The sequence below is a fragment of the Paenibacillus sp. MY03 genome (genome assembly GCF_002165585.1).
Taxonomy (GTDB): domain Bacteria; phylum Bacillota; class Bacilli; order Paenibacillales; family Paenibacillaceae; genus Pristimantibacillus; species Pristimantibacillus agaridevorans.
The window spans coordinates 42,346-66,805 of record NZ_MXQD01000040.1 but is presented as its reverse complement, the minus strand read 5'-3'; the positions used below and the strand labels follow the sequence as shown (position 1 = coordinate 66,805).

Below are 24,460 nucleotides of genomic sequence, written 5' to 3'. Positions count from 1 at the left end.
ATATGAATATGCGAAGTCGCTAAATATGAGCAGCAAGGAAATTATTACGATTCTTAAAAGGCTGAACTTGCCGGTCAACAACCATATGAGCGTAATGGAGAACGAAATGGTTCATAAAGTGGAAGGTTTCTTCCGCGACATTAAAGCGAATGCGGCGGCGAAGCGCGCTCAGGAAAGCGGCGGAGCAGCCGTATCTGCGCAGGCTCGTCCGCAGACCGCGCAGCAGCAAGGCAATCGCGGCAACACAACTCAAGAGAGACAGGGGACAACGAACTCTATTAATACGAAAACACAACCATCCGAACAGCAGCAAACAAGGGATCAGCAGCGTGAGCAAAAACCACAGCAAGGCAATCGTCCAACCGGTCAAGGCCAAGGTCAAGGCGGAAACCGTCCATCCGGCGGTCAGGGACAAGGCCAAGGCGGAGGACGCTCCTATAACGGCGGTCAGGGACAGGGCCAAGGCGGCAATCGCCCATCCGGCGGTCAAGGACAAGGCCAGGGCGGCAATCGCCCATCCGGCAGCCAAGGTCAAGGCAGCTTCCAACGTCAGGGAGGACAAGGCGGTCAAGGAGGCCAAGGCGGCAATCGTCCTTCCGGCGGTCAAGGCGGAAACCGTTCAGGCTTCGGTCAAGGCGGTTCCGGCGGCCAGGGCGGCAATCGCTCCGGTTACGGTCAAGGCGGCCAAGGGGGCCAGGGCAATCGTACAGGCGCTCAAGGCGGCGGCCAAGGCGCTCAGGGTGGCGCTCGCACGGGCACTGCGCCTCAAGGACAGGCTCGCAGCTTCGATTCCCGTCCGGCACCGGCACGTACAGGCGGCGGAAGCGACGATCGCAGAGGCGGCGGCGATCGCTTCGGCAAGGGCGGCAACAGCGGCAACGGCAGTTCCAGACGTTTCGAAGATGGCCGCGGCGGCGGCTTCAACAAAGGGAACAATCGCGGCGGCAAAGGCCGTGGCAAAGGTCATCAGAATCAGCCTCCTCGCGAGAAGATCGACAACACGCCTAAGAAGATTATCGTCCGCGGCACGCTGACGGTCGGCGATCTTGCCAAGCTGCTGCATAAGGATGCTTCCGAGGTTATCAAGAAGCTTCTATTCCTGGGCGTTATGGCTACCATCAATCAAGAGATCGATATGGATGCGATCATGCTGATCGCAGGCGAATACGGTGTTGAGGTTGAAGTGAAAATTCCGGTGGAGGAAGACACCTTCGAGACCGTGGAAGAGACGGACGAAGAAGAGGATCTGCTCGTTCGCCCGCCAGTCGTTACGATTATGGGTCACGTCGACCACGGTAAAACGACGCTTCTCGACGCCATCCGCAAGTCGAACGTTTCAGGCGGCGAAGCAGGCGGCATTACGCAGCACATCGGCGCATACCAAGTCGAGATTAATAACAAGAAGATTACGTTCCTGGATACACCAGGTCACGAAGCGTTTACACTAATGCGTGCACGCGGCGCGCAAGTAACGGATATTACGATTATCGTAGTAGCAGCCGACGACGGCATTATGCCTCAGACGGTAGAAGCGATCAGCCATGCCAAAGCGGCTGGCGTTCCAATTATCGTAGCGGTTAATAAGATCGATAAGCCGGAAGCTAACCCGGACAAAATCAAACAGGAAATGACAGAATATGAGCTCGTGCCGGAAGAGTGGGGCGGAGATACGATCTTTGTGGAAGTATCCGCGAAGCAGCGCATCAACCTGGAAGGTCTGCTCGAGATGATTCTGCTTGTAGCGGAAGTCAATGAATTCAAGGCGAACCCGAACAAGCGCGCCCGCGCAACGGTTATCGAGGCAGAGCTGGACAAAGGCAAAGGTCCTGTAGCCCGTATTCTCGTGCAGCACGGAACGCTCCGTATCGGCGACGCATTTGTAGCGGGCAACTGTTTCGGTCGTGTTAGAGCCATGGTAAATGACAAAGGCCGCCGTCTCAAGGAAGCTGGCCCGTCGACGCCTATCGAGATTACGGGTTTGACGGAAGTGCCGCTTGCCGGCGATCCGTTTATGGTATTCGAAGACGAGCGCAAAGCACGCGCGATCGCAGATCGCCGCGCCATCAAACATCGCCAATCCGAGATGGGCGCCAATACGCGCGTTACCTTGGACGATCTGTTCAGCCACATTAAAGATGGAGAGATCAAAGATCTTAACGTCATTATTAAAGCAGACGTACAAGGCTCGCTCGAAGCGCTTAAAGGCTCGCTTGCCAAGATCGACATCGAAGGCGTTCGCGTCAAGGTCATCCACAGCGGCGTAGGCGCGATTACGGAATCCGATGTCATTCTCGCGGCCGCATCGAACACGATCGTTATCGGCTTCAACGTTCGTCCGGATCCTCAGGCGGAAGCAACGATTGCCCAAGAGAAGGTCGACGTCCGCATGCACCGCGTCATCTACAACGTCATCGACGAGATCGAGCAAGCGATGAAAGGCATGTTGGATCCGATCTACAAGGAAGTCATCATCGGACATGCCGAAGTTCGGAACGTGTTCAAGGTGACGAAAGTCGGCGCGATTGCCGGTTGCATGATTATTGACGGCAAAGTAACCCGTTCGGCCGAAGCGCGCATCGTTCGCAGCGGCATCGTCGTGTACACGGGCAAGATCGATTCGCTTAAGAGGTTCAAGGACGACGCCAAGGAAGTCGCTCAAGGCTACGAGTGCGGTATAACACTGGAACGCTTTAGCGATATTAAAGAAGGCGACGTAATCGAAGCCTTCATCATGGAGTCGGTTGAGAGGTGATTAAGCAATGGCAAAAATTCGGGTAGGCCGCGTAAGCGAGCAGATCAAAAAAGAGCTTAGCAGCATTATTCAAATGGAATTGAAGGATCCGCGCATCGGATTTATAACCGTTACGGGCGTGGAGACGACAAGCGATTTGTCGCAAGCGAAGATTTACCTTAGCGTACTCGGCAATGACGAGCAGAAGGAAGCAACGCTCAAAGCGCTGGCAAGCGCGACAGGCTTCCTTCGTTCGGAGCTTGGCAAGCGCATGAAGCTTCGCCACACGCCGGTGCTATTATTCAAGTTCGACAGCAGCATCGAATACGGCAGCCGGATCGAATCCTTGCTCGAAGATATTAACAAAGGAAGCGACGCGAAGTGACGCGGCCCCAGAGCTATAACGACTTGTTGAAAGAAGCATTGGCCTTCATCGAAGGTCATGCTTCCTTTCTTGTTGTCTCCCATGTCCAGCCGGACGGAGACGCCATTAGCTCAACATCGGTTGTGGCTTGGCTGTTATCCAAACTTGGGAAGACCGCTGTTCTGGTGAACGAAAGTTTGCTGCCTTCAAGGCTGTCATTCTTGCATCGATTCGAGGAGATTCATTCTTTAAAGGCTGTTAAACTTGAAGGCACTTACGATGCGATCATTGCGGTCGATTGTGCGGATTATCGCCGCATCGGGGAGGCAGCGAGCTTATTTGCATCCGGAGCAGCGCTGCTGAACATCGATCACCATCCGACAAATGACGGCTTCGGGACGTTGAATATCATTCGGCCGGAAGCTGCGGCAACCGTTGAGATTTTGTACGACTTGCTTGAAGCGGCGGACATCACGCCCGATCTCGATTGCGCGACTGCGATCTATACGGGGCTGCTGACGGATACGGGAGGTTTCCGCTATTCCAACACCAGCCCGCGCGTGATGGAGATTGCGGCGAATCTGCTCGCTATTGGCGTGTCCGGCAGCAGGCTTGCGGATCATCTGCTGGAAAAGATGACGATCGGCAAGCTCAAGCTGCTGCAAACCGCGCTTAGCCGTTTGACTTTCTCCGACAATTTGGAGATTGGCTGGCTGTACATGACAAAGGATGATCTGCGGGAATGCGGTGCGGTGCCTGACGATCTCGAAGGCATTGTGAACTACGCGCTTAACGTAGATGGCGTAGAAGTCGGCATTCTGTTTAAAGAGACGGAGTCCGGACAAGTCAAAGCCAGCCTTCGTTCCGCCGGCAAAGCGGATGTTGCCGCCATTGCCCAATCATTTGGTGGCGGAGGGCATGTCCGGGCCGCCGGCTGCACGCTGGATGGGCCGATATCGGCCGCGTCGGCGTTGCTCGTCGAAGCCGCTAGAAAGGCGCTGGTCTAACAATGGATGGCATACTTGCGGTATGGAAGCCGGCTGGCTGGACATCCCATGATGTTGTGGCCAAAGCAAGGCGACTATTAAAAATGAAGCGGATTGGTCATGCGGGCACTCTTGATCCTATGGTTACTGGCGTTTTGCCTCTATGCCTGGGCCGGTCGACGAGAGTCGTCGAGTATGTGCAGGAGCGGCCAAAGGCCTACGAAGCGGTACTGAAGCTGGGCATTGCTACAGATACAGAGGACATGACGGGCGACGTTCTGGCACAGGAACCTGTCCGCCGTTTCACGGAGCAAGAGCTGGAAGCCGTGCTGGGACAATTCCTGGGCGAGATTGAACAAGTGCCGCCGATGTTCTCCGCTGTCAAGGTAGACGGGAAGCGATTGTACGAGCTTGCCAGGGAAGGGAAAACAGTAGACCGGAAGTCTCGCAAAGTTCGCATACATGAGATTCGGCTCCTTGCTTCCGAGCTCGATATGGAACACCCGGAAATTACGTTCTCGGCCGTATGCTCCAAGGGGACATATATTCGCACGTTATGCGTCGATATTGGCAAGGCTCTCGGCGTGCCAGCCACGATGAAGAGCTTGACCAGAACGATGTCCGGCGGAATTCAGGCCGAGCAGTGCCTGACTCTGGAGGAGATCGAGCAATTGCAGGCCGCAGGCGAGCTCGAGAGCCGTCTTATCTCTCCAGAGGAAGCCATCGACCATATTCCGAAGGCAGTCGTTACGGAGGAAGCTGCAGCCAAGGCGCTGCGCGGACAAAAGCTGTCGCTTCGATCGGCATCTATTCAAGAGCCCTGGGTACATGGCACGCTGTTCCGCGTAACGGATACCCGCGAGTCGTTCATTGGCATTTTCGAATGCGACATGGAAATCTACGGCTTGCGCCCGGTCAAGGTTTTCTCTTGAAATTTCAATAAGGTTCAAAAAGTTCGGTTTTCAGTACCGTAGCGTATGCTTCCGATACTGCGTTTTTTTAAAAAACGTTGTAGAAGGTTGGATGAAGCGAAGTTTTTGAACTACCTCTTTTATGGAAATGCAGGTGTATTCGCGGTGAAAATGATTTCGATCTCTTATCCTTTTACGAATCTGGCAGAGCTTGTGCAGGAGAAGGCGGTCTCCATTGCGATCGGTCACTTCGACGGCGTACATCGAGGGCATCAAAACGTCATCCGGCAAGCGGTTGACGTTGCCCGCAAGGAAGGAATGCTGTCGGCTGTCATGACCTTCTCCCCGCATCCCAAGGAAGTGCTGGGCCATGGAGAACACTATTACAGCTGTCTGACTCCGCTTCACAAAAAGCAGGCGTTGTTCGAAGAGCTCGGCGTTGATATTATGTATGTGATGCGCTTCGACCTCAGCTTCGCCGCGGTATCGCCTTCCAAATTCGTCAGCGGCGTATTGCGTCCGCTCGGCGTCGGTCATGCCGTGGTTGGATTCGACTTTACTTTCGGCAGCAAAGGCGCGGGCAATGCTTCGACTCTGCTTGAGCTGTGCAAGCCGGATATCGGAGTCAGCATTGTCGAGCCATTATACGATAACGGCGTCAAGGTTAGCAGCACATATACGCGAGATTCGCTGGAGCAAGGCAATCTTGACAAGGCGAACAGCCTGTTGGGTCGTCCTTATGAAGTATCAGGAACCGTCGTTCACGGCGACGGGAGAGGGCGTACCATCGGCTTTCCTACTGCCAATCTCGAGCTGCATGATCCTTACGTAGCCCCGAAGCTTGGCGTCTATGCCATTACGGCATGGCTGGACGGTGTCGCATACAACGGCGTACTTAATCACGGAATGAAGCCGACCTTCAACAAGTCGGAGATCAAGCCCGTTATGGAAGCGAATCTGTTTGATTTCGACCGGGACATTTACGGCAAGGAAATCAGGGTGCAATTTAAAGCTTTCATTCGCTCGGAGCAAAAGTTCGGCTCGATTGATCAATTGATCAGCCAGATCGCTGCCGACGCGGCACAAGCTCGTGCGATTAATCAAAGTCTTTAGAACTCGACAACCTGCCTTGTCATGTGATATACTGATCAAAGTTGTGACCGAACGAAGTTTGTACAAGCATTCGGAAGCGGTCCAGCCGAACCTTGGCTTGGTTGTCCGCTCTCACCGGCGGCGGCGAGGCTAATGGCGATTAAGATAGAAGGAGGTGAACAAGGATGGCAATTACACAAGAACGTAAACAAGAGCTGATCGAGACTCACAAGACGCATGCAAGCGACACGGGGTCCGCTGAAGTTCAAGTCGCTATCCTTACGGAAAACATCGTGAACTTGACGCAACATTTGCGGGAACACAAAAAAGATCATCACTCCCGCCGTGGTCTGCTCAAGATGGTCGGTCAACGCCGTAAGCTGCTGGCTTACCTGAAGAACAAAGACGTAAGACGTTATAGCGCATTGATTGAAAAACTCGGCCTTCGCCGTTAAAACATGCGTAACAGAAAGCAACCTGATCGTCCCCATTGAGAGGGATACGGGTTGCTTTTTGTAAAATTACAAGAGGTTGTTCAAAAAGTCCGCTTTTGATCACGAAGTATCCCAAGAAGCATACTCGGCATCGAATATTGAATTCAGGCGAAACTTCCGGTGCTCACGTAGCTTCCACTACGCTCCGCTCCTCAGTTTCTACCTTTATCCAATCTTCTGCAGCGTTTTTGAAAAAAACGCAGCATCGGAAGCATATGCTATTGTGCTGAAAACCGAACTTTTTGAACTCTCACTATAAGAATCTTGATTCTACTATGAACGGAGGCTCGCGAATGATACATAAAGTTGAAATGACGCTTGGCGGAAGACCGTTAAGCTTGGAGACAGGCCGACTGGCCAAGCAAGCGAACGCAGCCGTAACGGTTCGTTACGGAGAGACGGTTATCCTTTGTACCGTCACTGCTTCTTCAGAACCAAAAGATCTGGATTTCTTCCCGCTGACTGTCAACTACGAAGAGAGATTGTATGCGGTGGGCAAAATCCCGGGCGGTTTCATTAAGCGCGAGGGCAGACCGAGCGAGAAGGCGATTCTGTCCAGCCGCTTGACGGACAGACCTATTCGTCCGCTGTTCCCGGAAGGATTCCGCAACGATGTGCAGATTGCCAACATCGTCATGAGCGTCGATCAAGACTGCACGCCGGAGATTGCGGCAATGATTGGTACTTCGGCAGCACTTTCGATCTCGGACGTTCCGTTCAACGGGCCGATTGGCGGGGTTGTAGTCGGCCGCATCGATGGCAAATTCATCATCAACCCAACGGTTGAGCAGGAACAAGAGACGGATATTTTTGTCGTTGTTTCAGGTACGAAGGACGCTATCATGATGGTGGAAGCGGAAGCGAACGAAGTATCCGAGGAAGTCATGCTGGAAGCCATCATGTTCGGGCACGACGCGATCAGAGGCATCGTGGCTACGATCGAAGAGCTGACGGCAGCTGCAGGCAAAGAAAAAATGGCAGTCAAGCTTCACGCCGTAAACGTAGAAGTGAACGCTGCGGTTCGCGCATTCGCATCGGAACGTCTGGTAGAAGCGATCAAGATCGCCGAGAAACACGCGCGTCAAGAAGCAATCGACGCCGTAAACGGCGATACCGTGACGCACTTCGAGACGGTCTACGCCGATACGCCAGAATGGCTGGGCGACGTGAAGGAAGTGCTTTACGACATCGTGAAGGAAGAAGTACGCCGCCTTATTACGCATGACAAGGTACGTCCCGACGGCCGCGGTCTCGATGAGATTCGTCCGATCGAATGCGATGTATCCTTGCTCCCGCGCACGCACGGCTCTGGCCTGTTCACACGCGGTCAGACTCAGGCGCTAAGCATCTGTACGCTCGGCGCAATGGGCGACGTGCAAATTCTTGACGGCATCTCGCCGGAAGAGACCAAGCGCTTTATGCACCATTATAATTTCCCGCCATTCAGCGTAGGCGAAGCTCGTCCTTTACGTCCTCCAGGACGCAGGGAGATCGGCCACGGCGCGCTCGGAGAACGCGCATTGTCCAAGGTTATTCCTTCGGAAACGGATTTCCCTTACACGATTCGTCTCGTATCCGAAGTACTTGAGTCCAACGGCTCTACGTCGCAGGCGAGCATTTGCGCCAGCACGCTGGCCATGATGGACGCAGGAGTTCCGATCAAAGCGCCGGTAGCGGGTATCGCGATGGGTCTGATCAAGGACGGCGAACATTTCTCCATCCTGTCCGATATTCAAGGGATGGAAGATCATCTGGGCGATATGGACTTCAAAGTGGCTGGTACCGCTGCCGGCGTTACGGCGATTCAGATGGACATTAAGATCGATGGCATCGACCGCGCGATTTTGCAGCAATCGCTGGAGCAAGCGCGTCAAGGACGGTTGCATATCCTCGGCAAGATGATGGAAGTGATGAGCGCGCCGCGTACGAACTTGTCGAAATACGCGCCTAAGATTTTGACGCTCCGCATTAATCCGGACAAGATCCGCGACGTTATCGGCGCCGGCGGCAAAATCATCAACAAAATTATCGAGGAAACAGGTGTCAAAATCGATATCGAGCAAGACGGCATGGTGTTTATCGCTTCCTCCAACGAAGAGATGAATCAAAAAGCCAAGTCGATTATCGAAGGCATCGTCAAGGAAGTCGTTGTCGGAGAGATTTATCTGGGAACGGTCAAACGGATCGAGAAGTTCGGCGTATTCGTCGAAATTTTGCCGAACAAGGACGGCCTTGTCCACATCTCCCAACTGTCTACGGAACGCGTAGCGAAATGCGAGGACGTTGTTAAAATTGGCGACCAGATTACCGTGAAGGTAACGGAGATCGATCAGCAAGGCAGAGTCAACCTTTCGCGCAAAGTGCTCCTGACGCAGGAAGCGTCCCCGGAAACCAAGTAATTTCGCTCGAAACTAAATAGGCACCAAGCGAAGAGTCAGATATCATCTGCCTCTTTTTGTTTGGGTACAAGCCGCATAAAGTTGTCCTTCCGCTCATAAGATGGTTCATAACCGCATATCGGACTCCAACAGCACCGCCGTTTTAGCTGTTCAGGCGCTGAAGGATTCCGGATGGGACTGGATAAGCGGGGAGTGGGGGACATGGCGCTGCGCAAAGCTGCTGCAATAGCGGCAAGCCTATTGATGGTGCTCGTATTTATACGATTAAACGGGGATATTAGCGCTTTTATCCACTCGGTTAAGGCCGGGCATGACGCGACTTACGCGTTCGGACCGCCTTCCTTGTCGGAAGAAGAGAAGAAGGAGCTGTACAATCGGATCGTCGCGGAAGCAGAAAGTCGGTATTCGGCGCCAATCGATGCTAGGATTGATCGGGTTTGGCATGCCATTCCCGGCTATAACGGACTTGCGGTCGATATCGAGCGTACCTACGAAGCGGCTCTTCAAGCAGCCAGGACGGATCCCATCCCATATCAATACAAAGAAATCGAACCGAAGATCGGTCTCGGGGATCTTGGCGCGCAGCCGGTCTACAGAGGCAATCCTAACAAACGGATGATCGCTTTTATGGTCAATGTCGCTTGGGGCAATGAGTACATTGATCCCATCCTGGAGACGTTTGCCAGGGAGAATGTCAAGGCAACGTTTTTTCTGGACGGTTCCTGGCTGAACAAGAACAGCGAGCTTGCCCGCAAAATTATGGATGCCGGTCATGAGTTATCCAATCATGCGTATTCGCATCCGGATATGAAAAATTTGAATCGAAGCGATCAGTCTTCCCAAATAACGCGTACAGAGAAGCTGCTGCAAGAGAGGCTGGGCATTGGCGATAATCGGTGGTTCGCCCCGCCGTCCGGTTCCTACAATGGAGCCACCTTGCAGGTCGCGAAGGAGCTAGGCTTGCAGACGGTGCTGTGGACCATCGATACGATCGACTGGATGAAGCCGGCGCCTAGTGCCATTGTGGAGAAAATCGACAGAAAGCTGGAGCCGGGGGCGCTGATTCTCATGCATCCGACAGCTTCTTCGAGCCAAGCGCTGCCTGGCATGATTGCAAGCGCCAAAGCGAAGGGATACTTGATCGGCACAGTAAGCCAGACGCTGTCTTCGGAGCGGACGCCCGCTGTTGTTGAGGGCGGAGTTGGATTCTGATATAGTGGAATCATTCGTGTTAATACAGATTGGCATAACGCCAATATAGGGGGACGCTTGGTGAATAAATACGTACTTAGCAACGGCTTGCGCGTCATGGTGGAAAATATACCTACAGTTCGTTCCGTTTCGTTCGGTATCTGGGTGAAGACAGGCTCGCGCAACGAGACGGTAGACAACAGCGGCATCTCCCATTTTATCGAACATATGTTGTTCAAGGGTACAGAGAAACGGTCCGCCAAGGACATTGCGGATCTGTTCGACGGCATCGGAGGCAACGTCAATGCTTTTACGTCGAAGGAATATACGTGTTACTTCGCGAAAGTGCTTGACGAACATCTGCCGCTTGCCGTGGATGCCTTGTCGGACATGTTCTTCCATTCGCAGTTCGACGAAGGAGAGCTGGCCAAGGAAAAAAACGTAATTCTTGAAGAAATCGCGATGTACGAGGATACTCCGGACGACAAGGTCCATGATGAAGCTTCGCGCGCCGCGTTCGGCAGTCATCCGCTTGCCTATTCCATTCTCGGGCTTAAGGAACGGCTTGAGTCGATGGGTCCCGATACGCTGCGCGGTTACATGAACGACAGATACACCATTGAGAACACCGTCATCAGCGTGGCGGGCAATGTGGAAGACGAGAAGCTGCTGGCGATGCTGGAGCAGTACTTTGGCGCCTTCTCGCGGCATTCGGAGCCTGTAGTCGTAACGCCGCCGGCTTTCCACGGGGACTATATCTTCTTTAAGAAAAAAACGGAGCAAAATCATCTCTGCATCTCCTTCCCAGGCTGCTCCAACGCCGATCCGCTGCTGTATCCGATGGTGCTGCTTAATAACGCGCTCGGCGGTGGCATGAGCTCGCGGCTTTTCCAGGAAATCAGGGAGAAACGAGGACTTGCGTATTCCGTCTATTCGTATCATACGGGTTATGCGGATTCGGGTCTGTTTACGGTCTATGCGGGTACGGCTCCGAAGCAGACGAAGGACGTGCTGGAGCTGACCATGGAACAGCTGCACGAATTGTCCGTCAAGGGACTAGGCGAAGACGAGCTTCATCGAGGCAAAGAGCAGCTTAAGGGATCTCTTATCCTGAGCCTTGAGAGCACGAGCAGCAGAATGAACCGGATCGGCAAAAACGAGCTGATGCTGGGACGCCATTACACGCTTGACGAGTTGCTTGCGCGTATCGATAATGTGACGATGGATCATATCCGCGAAGTAACCAAGCGGATGTTGGCCGTGCCTTTTGCAGTAGCGACAGTGGGCACGACCGACAAAGAATTTGCGGGATTGAGGAGAGATCAGCTTGTACCAGGTTCTGTTTAAACGATTGGAAGGCAACGAAGACATCGCGGTTCCTCGCAAAATGTCGGAGTGGGCTGCGGGCTTCGACCTGCAGGCTGCCGTAAGCGAGCCTGTAGTCTTGCAGCCGGGAGAGCGCAAGCTCATTCCGACGGGCTTCTCCATGGCGATGCCCATGGAGCTGGAAGCGCAGATTCGTCCGCGCAGCGGACTGGCATACAAGCATGGCATTACCTGCTTGAATTCGCCAGGCACGATCGACGCGGATTATCGCGGAGAGGTGAAGGTGCTGCTCGTTAATCTGGGGGCGGAGCCATTCGCCGTCACAAGAGGCGAACGTATTGCGCAAATGGTGTTCCAGGTCGTGCCCCAGGTGACGATCGAGGAAGCGGAGGAGCTTCCGGATACGGTGAGAGGCGCAGGCGGTTTCGGACATACCGGAGTGAAGTAATGAGGAAGTCGTACGGCTATCGGCTGTACGGCTTTTTTTGTTGCGCGCAAACTTTCACCCCGCTTTGGGCGGCGGCATAAGATGGTCTATATCCTTATGAGCATCTGATTGCTTATTTGTTTTTGAAAGGAGTGACGCTTAATGCTTACAGGCGTTCAAGTGCTGATGCTCGGCGGCGATGCCCGGCAACTGGAGGTTATACGCAAGCTGAGCGAGCTGGACGCTTCCGTCACCGTATGCGGCTTCGATGGCTTGCACTCTTCGCTCGACGGCGCCGTGCATGCCGAGTTCGAAGAAGCTTTGTTCGAAAATGTCGACGCGCTGCTGCTGCCTGCCGTAGGTACCGAAGACAATGGCCTGATTCACGCCGTATTCAGCGATCGGGAAATTGTGCTCGGCGAATCGCATATGGCGAAACTGCCCGCACATTGTACGGTTTATACGGGCATGGCAAAGCCTTACTTGAAACAATTGTGCGGGCAATACGGCCTGAAGCTGGTCGAGTTGTTCGATCGGGACGATGTAGCCATCTATAATTCCATCCCAACGGCGGAAGGCGCCCTGATGATGGCTATTCAGAATACGGATATTACAATCCATGGTTCACGAAGCATGGTGCTCGGCTTTGGCCGGACCGGCTTTACGATGGCTCGAGCCTTGCATGGATTAGGGGCTAAAGTCAAGGTTGGCGTCAGGCGCTCAGAGCATTTTGCAAGGGCGGCGGAGATGGGCTTCGAGCCTTTCTATACGGGGGCTTTACTGCATAATGCGGGCAACATTGACTTGCTTTTTAATACAATTCCGACTATGATAGTCACAGCGCAAATTATCGCAAATCTACCATCGCGAGCGGTTATCATCGACCTTGCCTCGAAGCCTGGCGGAACCGATTTCCGCTTCGCAGAGAAACGTGGCATCAAGGCGATGCTCGCACCCGGACTCCCCGGAATCGTCGCACCCAAAACAGCTGGACGCATCATAGCGGATTGCTTGACTCAGTTGATCATGGATGATACGAATAAGCGGGGGAATGGGATATGAATTGGAACGGAATTACGGTAGGTTATGCATTGTCCGGCTCTCACTGCACGTTCGCAGAAGTGATGCCGGAGATCAAGCGTTTCGTCGATGCCGGTGCAAATGTCGTGCCGATCGTTTCGAATACGCTGATTACGACAGATACGAGATTCGGAACGGCGAAGGAATGGCAAGAGCAGCTTAGGGGCATTACGGGCAACGAGATCATTTCGACGATCGTTCAGGCGGAGCCGCTTGGACCTTCCAAGCTGCTTGACGTTCTTGTTATCGCGCCTTGCACGGGCAACACGACGAGCCGGCTCGCTAACGCAATTACGGACAGCGCCGTATTGATGGCCGCCAAGGCGCAGATGCGCAACGGCAGACCGATCGTACTCGCCATTTCGACGAATGACGGCTTGGGCCTTAACGCCGCGAATATAGCGAAGCTATTAGTAGCTAAACATATTTATTTCGTACCCTTTGGTCAGGATAATCCGATTCAGAAGCCCAATTCGCTGGTCGCTCGTATGGATCTGGTGCTGGAAGCTTGCGAGGCCGCGCTTCAGGGCAAGCAGCTTCAGCCGATGCTGGTAGAGCGGCACGGATAATTGAGGCGTTCCACGACATTAGAAAACTTTGATGGATAACGAATGGGATTAAACGATCGAGGATGTTAAGCAGCTGCCTCTGACTTCCGAGGACCATCTACAAGGCTTGGCAAGGATCATGATCATATCGCAGCAATTATTTTCCACGGGTTCATGGATTCATTACGGATAACGTGCTGCTTCTCGTCTTCACTCGAAGATAGGAGGCTAACGGCTTGCGAATCCTCATACAGAAATTCGGAGGAACCTCGGTATCCAGCCCGGAAGCTAGAGAACGTGTTATTTATCATATCAATAGGGAACGGGGCGACGGCAATAGTCTTGTCGTCGTCGTTTCCGCTATGGGACGCAGCGGTGATCCGTACGCCACGGATACGTTGTTAGAGCTTGTCCGGCAAAGCGGAGACAGTCTACCGGCAAAAGAAAGGGATATGCTGCTTGGCTGCGGCGAGATTATATCGGCAGCCGTATTGTGCAGCATGCTCAATGCCAGAGGCATTTCCTCTGTTGCGTTAACGGGTGGAAGCGCAGGGATTTTAACGGACGAAAGCTTCGGGGCGGCGCGAATTAAGCGTATTGACCCGGAGCCCGTCCTCACGCAATTGGCTAAAGGCCAAGTTGTCGTGGTCGCCGGCTTCCAGGGCTTAACCGCCCAAGGCGACCTGACGACGCTTGGACGGGGCGGCAGCGATACGACGGCGACGGCAATCGGCGCTGCTTTGCGCGCGGAAATGGTCGATATTTACACCGACGTTAATGGCATTTTGACCGCGGATCCTCGGATCGTGGCCGATGCCAAACCGCTTCCTGTCGTAAGTTATGCGGAAATTTGCAATTTGGCAAGGCAAGGGGCCAAGGTTGTGCACCCCCGCGCGGTCGAGATTGCCCAGCAGGCGAAAATCCCGGTAAGGGTTCGCTCCACCTTCTCGGAGGAGGTCGGCACGCTCGTTACGGATGATGCTTCTGCGGCAGCCGATCATGATTTCAGGGACAGACATGTGACCGGCATTGCGCATGTGCCCGGCATTACCCAGATAGCGGTAAAAGCGATCGAGGGACAGAGCGACATGCAACTGCAAGTGTTCCAGACGATGGCCAGACATCATATCAGCGTAGACTTTATTAATGTTACGCCAAGCGGCGCTCTATACACGGTCTTTGACCGGGACGCGGATACCGCGGAACGGCTGCTTCGGGAAGCGGGCTTCGCGCCGGTGCTGACCCCTGGCTGCGCCAAGATCTCCGTCATAGGAGGCGGAATGAACGGTCAGCCGGGCGTCATGGCGCGTATCGTCGAGGCGTTGACGGAGCAAGGCATCAGCATCATGCAATCCTCCGATTCCAATACTACAATCTGGGTCCTGGTCCGCGACGAAGATATGGCGGTCGCGCTTCGGGCGCTGCATTCCAAGTTCGATCTTCATTTATGAAGCAATTAACAGCATTATTGTACAATTCTAGGAGGAGTCTCTATGGATTTCGGAAGATTGATTACAGCGATGGTTACACCATTTGATGCGGAAGGATCTATCGATTGGCAAACCGCCGGTAAGCTGATTGATTACTTGATTGACGAGCAAAGCAGTGACAGCATCGTTGTCTCCGGCACGACGGGCGAGTCGCCTACCTTGACGGAGGAAGAGAAGCTGAAGCTCTTCGCATTCGCGGTCGAGCACGCCGCTGGACGTTGCAAGATCATCGCCGGTACGGGCAGCAACGACACTGCCCATACGATTCATCTGACGAAATCTGCCCAGCAATGCGGCGTGGACGGAATCCTGCTTGTCGCTCCTTATTATAATAAGCCTTCCCAAGAAGGTTTGTACCGCCACTTCAAGGCTATAGCAGAATCGACCACGCTGCCGATCATACTCTATAACGTGGAGGGGCGCACGGGCGTCAATATTTCCGTAGAGACGACGCTTCGCCTGGCACAGCTTGACAACATTGTTGCAACGAAGGATTGTGCTTCGCTGGAGCAACTTACTCTGATCGTAAGCGGAGCGCCGGACGGATTCCGCGTATACAGCGGGGACGACGCCATGACGCTGCCGGCACTCGCTGTCGGAGCATACGGAATCGTCAGCGTGGCGAGCCACATTATTGGAGCCGACATGAAGGCGTTGGTTAATGCCTATGTAGAGGGTAATGTCGCGGAAGCAGCAAAGCTAAATGGAAAGCTGTTCACCATTTTCAAGGGTTTGTTCAACTGTCCTCATCCCGTGCCGAATCCGGTCGCGGTTAAATATGCGTTGTCGCTCAAAGGTTATCCCGTTGGCGGGGTGCGGCTTCCGCTGATCGATGCAAACGAAGCGGAGCGGGCTTTTCTTCGGGATTTGATTTCATAGTAAAACGGACATAACTGACGCTATTTTTCGATTTTTTTAGTTTTTCGACAGTCTAATGGACTAACAGAGGCTATCGATTCATTGTGGACGGCCGTCATCTGAGTCCGTTAGATTTGTTTGAGGTTAAAAATCGGACAAATAGCGTCGCTGGCGTCTGTTAGAGCAAGGACCGATGCGCTGCATCGGTTTTTTTTGCATATCTAAGGATGAAACGTTTTGGAGACGCTATCGGATAGAGGATTATCCGGTTGCACTTGTATTCCATCTTTTTCATCATGTATAATGATCACAAGTGATTGGGTGCGGCAAACAAAATCAATTCCAGTTCTTACCGTCAGAGCGGCATCTGGCGTTATCTGTAATACCAATAATCGGATAAAGCATGAATAATGACACTTTCTATAGGAGGTATAGATCCATTTGTCTAAGAAAAACAACAACCAAGATAAGCTGCTTATATTCGCACTGGGCGGAGTAGGCGAGATCGGCAAAAACATGTACGTGATCCAATATAACAACGATATCGTCGTTGTGGATTCGGGTCTCAAATTCCCGGAAGAGGACATGCTCGGCATTGATATTGTCATCCCGGATATTTCTTACCTGACGGAGAACCGCGACAAGGTTCGCGCCATCCTCATTACACACGGTCACGAAGACCACATTGGCGGTCTGCCATACGTGCTCAGACATCTTAATGTCCCTGTCTACGGAACAAAGCTGACGCTCGGACTGATCGAAGGAAAGCTAAAGGAAGCGGGCCTGCTGGGCGAGACGAAGCGCATCCTGATCAATGCGGATTCCGAGATTCAACTCGGCGCCATTCGTGCGAGCTTCTTCAAGACCAACCACAGTATTCCGGACTCCGTAGGCGTCTGCCTGGATACACCGGAAGGCATCGTCGTTCATACGGGCGACTTCAAGTTCGACCATACGCCAGTAAACGATCAGTTCGCCGACCTGCAGCGTATTGCCGAAATCGGCAGCCGCGGCGTACTGGCATTGCTGTCCGACAGTACAAACGCAGAACGGCCTGGCTACACGCCTTCCGAGAGCAAGGTAGGGGACGAGCTTGAAGATATCTTCCGCAAGTCCACTCAACGCGTCGTCGTTGCCACCTTCGCTTCCAACGTGCATCGGATTCAACAGATCATCAACGCTTCGATTGCAACTCGCCGCAAGATTGCAGTCGTTGGCCGCAGCATGGTCAACGTAGTCGGTATCGCATCGGAGCTTGGCTACCTTAACATCCCTGAAGGCATGCTGATCGAGCCGGAAGAAGTGAACAAGCTGGCCGCCGACCGCGTCGTTATTCTTTGCACTGGCAGCCAGGGAGAACCCATGTCCGCTTTGACGAGAATGGCGCGCTCCACGCATCGCAAAGTCGATATTTTGCCTGGCGACACGGTTATTATCGCCGCTACGCCGATTCCTGGCAATGAGCGTTACGTAGGACGTACGGTAGACGAGCTGTTCAAGCTCGGCGCCAATGTCATCTATGGACCAGGCTCCGTGTCTGGCGTCCACGTATCGGGTCACGGCAGCCAGGAAGAGCTTAAGCTCATGCTGAACCTCATCAAGCCAAAGTACTTTATTCCAATTCACGGCGAATATCGTATGCTTCGCTTGCATGGCAGACTGGGCGAGTCAATCGGCATCGATAAGGAAAATATTTTCATTGTCGAGAACGGCGATACGGTAGAATTCCAAGGCGGCGCAGGTCGCAAGGGCTCCAAGGTGCCGGCAGGCAATGTTCTTATTGACGGACTTGGCGTCGGCGACGTAGGCAACATTGTATTGCGTGATCGCAAGCTGCTGTCGCAAGACGGCATTCTGGTCGTAGTCGTGACGCTCAGCAAGCAGGATGGCACGATTCTATCCGGTCCGGACATCATCTCCCGCGGGTTCGTATACGTTAGGGAGTCGGAAGGCCTTCTGGACGAAGCCAACCGGATCGTCACTTCAACACTCAACAAGCTTATGAACGACAAAGTTAACGAGTGGGCATCGCTCAAGACAAACGTCAAGGACGCACTTGGACGATTCCTCTACGAACAGACACGTCGCCGCCCTATGATATTGCCGATCATCATGGAGGTTTAGACGGTATACAAATACCCATCACGATATAGAAATCGCTTTTCAGCCGGGCAACCGGAGGGAAGGCGATTTTTTTTTGGTCGGCTGCACCGTTATTTTAGTTCGGATAATTGTTCTCATGACATTCCATACTATGACAAGCTGCAGAACTACATGATGGATATGAGGGGGATATAAGCATGTCGTTTGGATACATGAATGAAGGAATTAAAAGCAATGGATCGGAGCCGCCGCCGGCCCAACCTGAACCGCAAGGAGCGCCTCAAGACGAGAAGCGGAAATCGGCTGCAATTGAAAGCATTCAGCAATTGGGAACCGTATCTCCGCCAGTTCCGGCGGAATCCAATATCTTTTGCATGACAATCATCGGACAAGTCGAAGGCCATCTCATTCTTCCGCCGCAAAATAAGACGACGAAATATGAACACATGATCCCCCAGCTTGTAGCCGCCGAACAGAATCCGAAAATCGAAGGGGTGCTAATCGTACTAAACACGGTGGGAGGAGACGTTGAGGCCGGACTCGCGATCGCCGAGATGATCGCGTCATTGTCGAAGCCGGTGGTAACGTTAGTGCTTGGCGGCGGGCATTCCATCGGCGTACCCATAGCGGTGTCAGGAGACCTATCCTATATCGCGGAAACCGCAACAATGACGATTCATCCCATCCGGATGAACGGACTGGTCATCGGAGTGCCGCAAACGTTCGAATATTTGGAGAAAATGCAGGAACGCGTCGTACGATTCGTTACTTCTCATTCGAATATCTCTGAGACTACTTTTAAAGAACTCATGTTCAAGACTGGCGAGCTTACACGCGATATCGGTACGACAGTAATCGGAGCTGATGCCGTAAAGCATGGCCTCATTGACAATATCGGCGGATTGGGAGATGCGCTTCGGAGTTTAAATGGATTGATTGAAACGAAACGTGCGGCAGCGCCTCAACCTTCGAGCATAGACGCATCGGTTGCAGCTGGAATTATGGCTGCGTCAAGCGAGGTCGGTTTAGAAGGAGGCGCTACGCAATGACCCTGCATACTATCATGCCTCTAGAGCTGGTTCTACAGGGCTACGGAGAAGAGGGGGAACCCATGCTTGACGTTACGGCAAAGGGTATAAGAATGCTTGTTATTCCCGTAGCGCCAGGCTGCGGTAAAATTGTAAGACTGTTGGATTGCTCCTTGTACGACTATCTGGATCCAACGCTGGCGCCGGGATCATTGATTGCGTTCGGCTTCGAATAGTTGTTCGGAAGTGAAATAGTCCGTCACCCGGAACTGTGCTATAATGGAAATCCGAGGTGACGGCATGGCAAAGAAAAAGGGACGCAAAAAATCGATTGGCGCTCAACTGAAGTATGAAGTATACGGTATTCTCATTATTACAATATCCATCATCGCATTATCCGGCGAAGCGACTGTTGGACGCGCCTTATCCAAGCTGTTTGGTTTGTTTCTGGGCAAATTTTATTTCGTGCTTGCGCTTGTCGGCATATACATAGGTCTTACTGTAATGGTTAAGAGGGCATGGCCCCGGGGCTGGACAAGCCGCAAGACGGGGCTGCTTGTGCTTGTGCTGGGCCTTGCGCTCAGCAGCTCGATCTCCGATGTAAACGCCAGATTCCAGGGCGTCGAAAGAGAGACGTTATCAGGCGGCGTTATTTTGGGAGCGCTTAGCCAGGGGCTGCAGGAGCAGCTTCTGACCTCGGCCTCTGACGGGGTGAGCGAACTCCGAATTCAAGACAAGCCTATTAGCGGAGGTTATGTCGGCGCGCTGATGTTAGCAATGTTATTCACCTTGTTTGGCTATTACGGAGCCGTCATTATTAATATTGTCATGTTCGCCATAGCGATCATGTTGATAACGGGCAAGTCGTATGTCGAGCTGGTCCGATTGATACGGACAAGATTCATACGGATGTTGAAGCTGCTTAACGCCAAACGAAGCAGCCACAAGGCGAAGCGTGAAGCTGCCGCTGCCGCTGCGGGAGCGACGGCTGCTCAGCCAAGCGGATTATACGATGACAATACGATCGATGATGATGATCAATTCTCCAAGCCGAGGCCAAAGAAACGTAAATCGATATTCTTCGCTTGGCGGAACGAAGAGAGCAAGAGCCATGCCTCCGAGGATGACGAGTGGGAGTTCACTGGCGATAAGGACGAACAGCCAGGCGCAGCGGTTAGTTCATGGGAAAACGGACTTGCCGAGCAGCCATGGGAGAAAACGGGCGAAAGCTCCGCTGAAAACGGCATAGGGACAGAAACGCATTTTGACGATAATAATGATTCGCTCCCTCCATGGATGCGGCAGGATGATCATAACCTTGCTGACACAGGAGAGACGGAGGGGAGCATACCTAACGATCCATCCTCCCCAACAGGAGAAGAGTACGGGGAGGCGCAGGCATGGGGGAATCCCGATTGGCCTCCTAACGCCCAACAGCAAGAATACGACGACAATCAAACCTATAACGAGATGAAAGAGACTGACGTGCTTGCGGAGAATCTTGACGATGTCGTAGACGGCATGCAAGACGAAACGTTCGACGAGGACGACAATAGCGCCGAGGCCGTTCAAGCAAGCGGCGAAACGGTTCCGCGAAGGCCGGTTGGCGAAGAAATGGTCGTCAGCGGAGCTCCTCCTGCACCGCCCGCACCCAAGCCATATCGTCTGCCGCCGTTCACTTTGCTGCAGAAGCCGCTTGGCATGAGCAGAGGCTCCGACGCTTCAGATATGTACGATTCCAGGCGCAAGCTGGAAGCGACGCTGGAAAGCTTCGGCGTACGCGCGAAGGTGCTGGACGTCGTTCGGGGGCCAGCGGTTACCCGTTACGAAGTTCAGCCCGCGACGGGCGTCAAGGTAAGCCGAATCGTTGGCCTTACCGATGATATTGCATTGGCTCTTGCGGCTAAGGATGTAAGGATGGAAGCGCCGATACCAGGCAAGTCCGCCATTGGCATCGAGGTGCCCAACATGGAAGTGTCCGTCGTCACCATGAGAGAGGTGATGGAGACGCCTGCCTTCCAGACGGCTACCTCCAAGCTCTCCATTGCGTTCGGCCGGGATATATCCGGTCAGACGATCGTCGGCAACCTTGCACGTATGCCTCACTTGCTGGTTGCTGGCGCTACAGGCTCCGGCAAGTCCGTCTGCATCAACGGCATTATTACGAGCATTCTGTATAAGGCCAAACCGGACGAAGTGAAATTCCTTATGATCGATCCTAAGATGGTGGAGCTGAACATCTACAACGGCATCCCGCATTTGTTGGCTCCGGTCGTCACGGATCCGCGCAGGGCATCGCTAGCGCTTAAGAAGATCGTCGTGGAGATGGAGAAACGCTACGAGCTGTTCTCCAAATCGTCGACGCGCAATATAGAAGGCTACAATACGCTGATGGCTGACAATCCGGCCGCCGTTTTGCCGTACTACGTCATCATCGTGGACGAGTTGGCGGATCTAATGATGGTAGCCGCGAACGATGTCGAGGACTCCATTGCGAGACTTGCGCAGATGGCCCGTGCAGCGGGAATTCATCTCATTATTGCTACTCAGCGGCCATCCGTCGACGTCATTACAGGCGTCATCAAGGCGAACATCCCTTCCCGAATCGCGTTCGGAGTCTCGTCGCAAGTCGATTCCAGGACGATTCTCGATATGGGAGGAGCCGAGAAGCTGCTCGGACGCGGAGATATGCTGTTCTTGCCCGTGGGCATGTCGAAGCCGATTCGCGTACAAGGCGCCTTCCTCTCCGATCAGGAGGTGGAAGCACTGGTAAGTTTTGCGAGGAATCAGGGAGAGGCGGAATACAAGGAGGATCTCGTGCCAGAAATTGACGCGGAATCCGAGGACGAAGACATGCAGCTTGACGAGCTGTTCGACCAGGCCGTACAGATCGTTGTGGAGGCGAAGCAGGCTTCCGTATCGCTGCTCCAGCGCAGGATGAGAATCGGTTATACACGTGCTGCGAGACTGATCGACCAGATGGAGGCACGCTCCATCGTTGGCCCTTACGAAGGAAGCAAGCCGCGCGAGGTGCTGATGTCACTCGAGCAGTTCCAAGCGAACCGCGCCAGCTCCTAAAGAGGTTGTTCAACACGCATTTAAACTTCTCTTTTGCCGAATTCTTGCATAGAAGGGAATCAATTTTCTCATACTACTCTCAGGTAACGCTATCCGTAGCGAACTAACTTGCATGAGAAAGGCAGATCCCTACATGAGAATTCGTTTGATCGTGGTGACTTCGCTCGTCGTGCTGCTTGCATTTAGCTCCTTCTACGCTATTAAGGGAAGCTTTGGTCCCGTATCGGAGACATTTAGCAGCGCAACTCTTAAGGTCGGCTCATCTGGTGCGGACGTGCAGGAGCTGCAAGGCAGACTGACCCATCTCGGCTATTATAATGGCAAGATAGACGGTGTGTTCGGTTCCAAGACGAAGGGGGCCGTGACCTGGTTCCAATGGAAATTCGGCCTGAAATCCGACGGTATCGTCGGCGCCGAGACGAAGAAGAAGCTGGTGAATGCAACGAAAAACTGGAAGCCGGGTTCTACTTCTCCCGGCGGCGCGGCTTCAGGCGGTACCGGAGGCGGGAGCAATACCGGAGGTAATGCAGGCACCGGCTCGGGAAGCAATTTGGCTCAATCCAATCGACTGGGACTTTCGGAGAACGACTTGAAGATTATGGCGAATGCCGTCTACGGCGAAGCGCGCGGCGAACCATACGAGGGGCAGGTTGCGGTAGCCGCAGTCATTCTGAATCGCGTCCGATCCGAGAGCTTTCCGAACACGGTTTACGGCGTTATTTTCCAACCGCGTGCGTTCACGGCCGTGGCTGATGGCCAAATCTATTTGACGCCGAATCAGAAGGCGAGAGAAGCAGTCGAGGACGCCCTTAACGGCTGGGATCCGACGGGCGGATGTCTGTATTATTTTAATCCGGATACGGCAACTTCCGCGTGGATTTGGACAAGAACGCAAATTAAGACGATTGGCAAACATATATTCTGTATGTAGGCCAAGTGCCGGCAATCGTCGGACAAACCTTGAAGCGACCGCTTCTGCTCGCAAGCAGGAGTGGTTGCTTCTTCCATTTCTGATCGGTTAAAATGGTAAAAACGGTTGCACCAGAAGGTGAAGCCGCTGAAAGGAGCCAACCTACGTGAGTGCATTCCAACGAGGGCAATTAGAGCGTATTCGCTTGCATGTACTGCCCACCAATCGGTTCAAAACGTTTGCGATTTCGTTGTTCGCGGGCCTTCCTCTCCAGGAGGATACGGTCACGCCTGTTGCTCTGATCCCGTTCGTGCTTCGCAGGGGGACGGCGTCCACGCCGGAGACGATCAATTTCCGCGAGAAGCTTGACGATATGTACGGAGCCGGCTTCGGCTTCGATGTATACAAACGGGGCGATTCCCAAATCATTCAATTCAAAATGGATGTCATTAACGACGCATTCGTCTCTTCCGAACATTCGCTGCTGGCTTCCTCGATCGAATTTTTGGGCGATGTCGTCACGAATCCGCTCATCGAAAACGGGGGCTTCCGTGCCAAGTACGTGGAGGCCGAGAAGGAAACGCTGCGCAAGCGACTGGAGGCTATTGTCAACGACAAGATCAGATATGCAGCGGAACGCTGCATCGAGGAGATGTGCGCGGACGATCCATATCGCCTGCATCCGCTGGGACAGCGGAGCGACATCGCGGCTATTACTCCGCAATCGCTGCGCGAGACCTATGATCAGTGGCTAAACGACGCAGCGCTGGATCTCTATGTCGTAGGCGATACGACACTGGAAGAAGTAACGAAGCTTGTACGCGGGGCTTTCCAACTGAAGAGCGGATCACCTTCTGCTTATAAGCATCCCGTAACGCAGCATGATGTGACGGAAGTGAAGAATGTCGTCGATCGTCTCGAAGTGAGTCAGGGCAAGCTGAACATGGGCCTTCGAACCGGAGTCGGCTATAATGATGCCTTGTATCCTGCCGCTCTGCTTTATAATGGAATTCTAGGCGGATATCCGCATTCCAAGCTGTTTATGAACGTAAGGGAGAAGGAGAGCCTCGCCTACTACGCGGCCAGCCGGCTTGACGGCCATAAGGGCATCTGCACGATACAGTCCGGCATCGAATTCGCTAATTACGAGAAAGCCGTCGCCATCATCAAAGAGCAGCTGGAATCCATGAAGCAAGGCCAACTGTCCGATCTGGAAATCAATCAAACGAAAGCGATGATCTCCAATCATCTCCGGGAGATGCAGGATTCCGCTTACGAGATGCTTTCGTACGATTTCAATAGCGTGCTGACGGGCAAGGAACGAACGGCGGGCGAGCTGCTTAAGCAAGTACAGGACGTGACGGCGGAAGATATCGTAGCGGTTGCGAAACGGGTGCAGCTGGATACGATCTACTTCCTGCGCGACCGGAAGGAGGCTTAGGGC

20 protein-coding genes are annotated in these 24,460 nt (G+C 53.4%); all 20 read left to right on the top strand.

The window, feature by feature from the left end; all coding sequences use genetic code 11:
• Positions 1–25 precede the first annotated feature (25 nt).
• The 20 genes from infB to yfmF all read left to right on the top strand — a co-directional run bounded on the left by infB (position 26) and on the right by yfmF (position 24,457).
• Entirely contained in the window at positions 26–2,752 is a 2,727-nt protein-coding gene (gene infB / locus B1748_RS26330) for a translation initiation factor IF-2 (protein WP_373271305.1), read from the top strand.
• Positions 2,753–2,759: 7 nt separating this feature from the next.
• Positions 2,760–3,116 carry a 30S ribosome-binding factor RbfA gene (gene rbfA / locus B1748_RS26325; RefSeq protein ID WP_087570923.1) on the top strand — a complete coding sequence of 119 codons (357 nt, stop codon included), beginning with the start codon at positions 2,760–2,762 and terminating at the stop codon, positions 3,114–3,116.
• Complete coding sequence (locus B1748_RS26320) at positions 3,113–4,102, top strand: DHH family phosphoesterase (protein ID WP_087570922.1); 990 nt, start codon at positions 3,113–3,115, stop codon at positions 4,100–4,102. The genes rbfA and B1748_RS26320 overlap by 4 nt, the downstream gene beginning before the upstream one ends.
• A 2-nt stretch (positions 4,103–4,104) precedes the next feature.
• Positions 4,105–5,013 (top strand): tRNA pseudouridine(55) synthase TruB, encoded by a 909-nt coding sequence (gene truB, locus B1748_RS26315; RefSeq protein ID WP_087570921.1) that lies wholly within the window; start codon positions 4,105–4,107, stop codon positions 5,011–5,013.
• 150 nt (positions 5,014–5,163) lie between these two features.
• Positions 5,164–6,105 carry a bifunctional riboflavin kinase/FAD synthetase gene (locus B1748_RS26310; protein ID WP_306299343.1) on the top strand — a complete coding sequence of 314 codons (942 nt, stop codon included), beginning with the start codon at positions 5,164–5,166 and terminating at the stop codon, positions 6,103–6,105.
• A 164-nt stretch (positions 6,106–6,269) separates the two neighbouring features.
• Positions 6,270–6,539 (top strand): 30S ribosomal protein S15, encoded by a 270-nt coding sequence (rpsO, locus tag B1748_RS26305; RefSeq protein ID WP_087570920.1) that lies wholly within the window; start codon positions 6,270–6,272, stop codon positions 6,537–6,539.
• Positions 6,540–6,871: 332 nt separating this feature from the next.
• The gene (pnp, locus tag B1748_RS26300; protein WP_087570919.1) at positions 6,872–8,977 is read left to right on the top strand and encodes a polyribonucleotide nucleotidyltransferase; all 2,106 of its coding nucleotides are present in this window, start codon (positions 6,872–6,874) and stop codon (positions 8,975–8,977) included.
• A 171-nt stretch (positions 8,978–9,148) separates the two neighbouring features.
• A complete protein-coding gene (locus B1748_RS26295; protein WP_256975942.1) occupies positions 9,149–10,189 on the top strand; it encodes a polysaccharide deacetylase family protein in 1,041 nt (346 codons plus the stop codon).
• Positions 10,190–10,249: 60 nt separating this feature from the next.
• Positions 10,250–11,515 carry a M16 family metallopeptidase gene (locus B1748_RS26290; RefSeq protein ID WP_087570918.1) on the top strand — a complete coding sequence of 422 codons (1,266 nt, stop codon included), beginning with the start codon at positions 10,250–10,252 and terminating at the stop codon, positions 11,513–11,515.
• The gene (gene dut, locus B1748_RS26285) at positions 11,496–11,942 is read left to right on the top strand and encodes a dUTP diphosphatase (protein WP_087570917.1); all 447 of its coding nucleotides are present in this window, start codon (positions 11,496–11,498) and stop codon (positions 11,940–11,942) included. The genes B1748_RS26290 and dut overlap by 20 nt, the downstream gene beginning before the upstream one ends.
• 141 nt (positions 11,943–12,083) lie before the next feature.
• Positions 12,084–12,983 carry a dipicolinate synthase subunit DpsA gene (gene dpsA, locus B1748_RS26280; RefSeq protein ID WP_087570916.1) on the top strand — a complete coding sequence of 300 codons (900 nt, stop codon included), beginning with the start codon at positions 12,084–12,086 and terminating at the stop codon, positions 12,981–12,983.
• Positions 12,980–13,570 carry a dipicolinate synthase subunit B gene (locus tag B1748_RS26275; RefSeq protein ID WP_087570915.1) on the top strand — a complete coding sequence of 197 codons (591 nt, stop codon included), beginning with the start codon at positions 12,980–12,982 and terminating at the stop codon, positions 13,568–13,570. The genes dpsA and B1748_RS26275 overlap by 4 nt, the downstream gene beginning before the upstream one ends.
• 215 nt (positions 13,571–13,785) lie before the next feature.
• Entirely contained in the window at positions 13,786–15,000 is a 1,215-nt protein-coding gene (gene dapG / locus B1748_RS26270; protein ID WP_087570914.1) for an aspartate kinase, read from the top strand.
• A 42-nt stretch (positions 15,001–15,042) separates the two neighbouring features.
• Positions 15,043–15,918, top strand: coding sequence for a 4-hydroxy-tetrahydrodipicolinate synthase (dapA, locus tag B1748_RS26265; RefSeq protein ID WP_087570913.1), 876 nt, complete (start codon positions 15,043–15,045; stop codon positions 15,916–15,918).
• A gap of 420 nt (positions 15,919–16,338) precedes the next feature.
• Complete coding sequence (locus B1748_RS26260; RefSeq protein WP_087570912.1) at positions 16,339–18,021, top strand: ribonuclease J; 1,683 nt, start codon at positions 16,339–16,341, stop codon at positions 18,019–18,021.
• Positions 18,022–18,212: 191 nt separating this feature from the next.
• Positions 18,213–19,049: a ClpP family protease gene (locus B1748_RS26255; RefSeq protein ID WP_087570943.1), complete on the top strand. Its 837-nt coding sequence runs from the start codon at positions 18,213–18,215 to the stop codon at positions 19,047–19,049.
• The gene (locus B1748_RS26250) at positions 19,046–19,264 is read left to right on the top strand and encodes a YlzJ-like family protein (protein ID WP_087570911.1); all 219 of its coding nucleotides are present in this window, start codon (positions 19,046–19,048) and stop codon (positions 19,262–19,264) included. The genes B1748_RS26255 and B1748_RS26250 overlap by 4 nt, the downstream gene beginning before the upstream one ends.
• A 64-nt stretch (positions 19,265–19,328) precedes the next feature.
• Complete coding sequence (locus tag B1748_RS26245; RefSeq protein ID WP_087570910.1) at positions 19,329–22,106, top strand: FtsK/SpoIIIE family DNA translocase; 2,778 nt, start codon at positions 19,329–19,331, stop codon at positions 22,104–22,106.
• 133 nt (positions 22,107–22,239) lie between these two features.
• Positions 22,240–23,037 carry a spore cortex-lytic enzyme gene (sleB, locus tag B1748_RS26240; RefSeq protein WP_087570909.1) on the top strand — a complete coding sequence of 266 codons (798 nt, stop codon included), beginning with the start codon at positions 22,240–22,242 and terminating at the stop codon, positions 23,035–23,037.
• A gap of 145 nt (positions 23,038–23,182) precedes the next feature.
• Complete coding sequence (gene yfmF / locus B1748_RS26235; protein WP_087570908.1) at positions 23,183–24,457, top strand: EF-P 5-aminopentanol modification-associated protein YfmF; 1,275 nt, start codon at positions 23,183–23,185, stop codon at positions 24,455–24,457.
• Positions 24,458–24,460 lie beyond the last annotated feature (3 nt).